Here is a 1,692-nt window from a genome sequence, read left to right on the forward strand (position 1 = left end):
AAAAGACTTGTGGTAATAAGTCAAGTGGAAAAAATTAAAAGATAAGAACAAAAACCATTTGGCAGGAAGAAAAAGAGCACACTGAACTAGACCCGCACCAAAGACAGAATGCCCGTTCGGGCTCGCTGCAAGGATTCAAAAGCATTTAGCTTCTGATTTACACGCTCCTTTCTGGCGTGTAGAGTTGGTGATTGCGTAGTAGCACATCCACCAAACGCACAAGTTTTCTCGCAGTCATGACAAGGGCTCTTTTATGTTGATACTTCGGAACTTCTTTATATTTCTTTAAGTAAAACTCACGGTAAACAGGCTCATTTCGCTGAACAGAGTTGGCAGCTTCAACTAAGTAGTAACGAAGATAATGATTTCCTGTTTTCACCCTGGGAGTTCGTTCCGATTCAAAGTCACCTGATTGTGATTTTTTCCAATAGAGGCCAGCGTACTTGGCTAGCTGTGCTTGTGTTTCAAAGCGTTCAATCTGCCCAATTTCAGCGATAATACCGGCGGCATAAACAGATCCAATACCAGGTACGCTCTTTAGGCTTTGAGCTTCTGGAAGGATTTCAAATAAGTCTTCAATCGCTTTTTCCAGTTCTTTTATCTGTTTATTTAGCGTTCTTATCAATTTGGCGTATGTAGCTAAGACAATATCCACAGAGTCTTGGATCACCTTTCCAAGACGATAGGAGTCACGAATGGCCTTCTTAATGGATTTAGCTAATTTTTCAGGATCACTAAAGCGACCTTTCCCTTTCTTTTGAAGGAAGCTAGCCAATTCTTCTAATTCCATATTGGCAATGTCATCTAAAGATAACGATTCGGCTAACAAATCCATCATCGTAGACCCAAAAACAGATGTTTCCACCTCTTTGGAAAGTGTATTGCACTTGTAATAAAGATTTTCAAGGAAGTGTTGCTTACATTCCGTTAATTGCTGGATAATCTGATATCGTGAACGCGTTAATCTTTGAAGTGCAACATATTTTTCTTCTCTGATTAAGGACTTATTATAACGTCCGAATCGAAGGAAATCGGCAATGCGAAAGGCATCAATACGATCTGTCTTGTCTTCTTCAAATAAGCCTTTAAATCGATGGATGGCCTTAGGATTCTGTGTAACCACTTCTACACCAATCCTCTGTAAGTCCACATCACTGGCTAATAAAGTAGCTGGATGAAAGCTGTATACGGATGTGGATTCCATCCCGACAACAATGTTCTCGTAACGATACTGTCCATTATAAGCTAGAATGTTTTCTTTGATTTTATTTGCACCGTTGATGTCATTGGAAAGTGTTTCTTCCGTTAAACGTGTATCTTCACTATCGAGGAAACACACATCAAGTTGTTTAGAACTAACATCAATACCTACGAACAATTTCATGGAAAGGACCTCCTTTCATATGATTTTGGAATAAGCTTGGATACTGCGGGATATCCCTAGAAACAATTGCCTAACAACAACCTCGCGTATGAGTATTCCATGATTTGTCACTAAAAGCTGCCCAAAGCCTACTAATTTTGGTTCAGTGACAAATCGATACAGCTTGTGCGTTTGCAGTACAACAATTGTCTGGGTCACAGTCTTTCATCGTAGTTTTTCTACAGGAGACGACAGCATATTCCCAGTTGGATCCATTCCAATTCTATTATCTAGGAACATCACGCAGTATCCAAGACAAGAAATAAAAA

General features: G+C 39.6%; 1 protein-coding gene. It reads right to left on the minus strand.

What is annotated here, in order from left to right; translation table 11 throughout:
• Positions 1-157: 157 nt before the first annotated feature.
• A complete protein-coding gene (locus ASE01S_RS15305) occupies positions 158-1,384 on the minus strand; it encodes an IS110 family RNA-guided transposase (RefSeq protein ID WP_067844420.1) in 1,227 nt (408 codons plus the stop codon).
• Positions 1,385-1,692: the final 308 nt, after the last annotated feature.

This window comes from Amphibacillus sediminis NBRC 103570, assembly GCF_001552275.1.
Lineage (GTDB): Bacteria > Bacillota > Bacilli > Bacillales > Amphibacillaceae > Amphibacillus_B > Amphibacillus_B sediminis.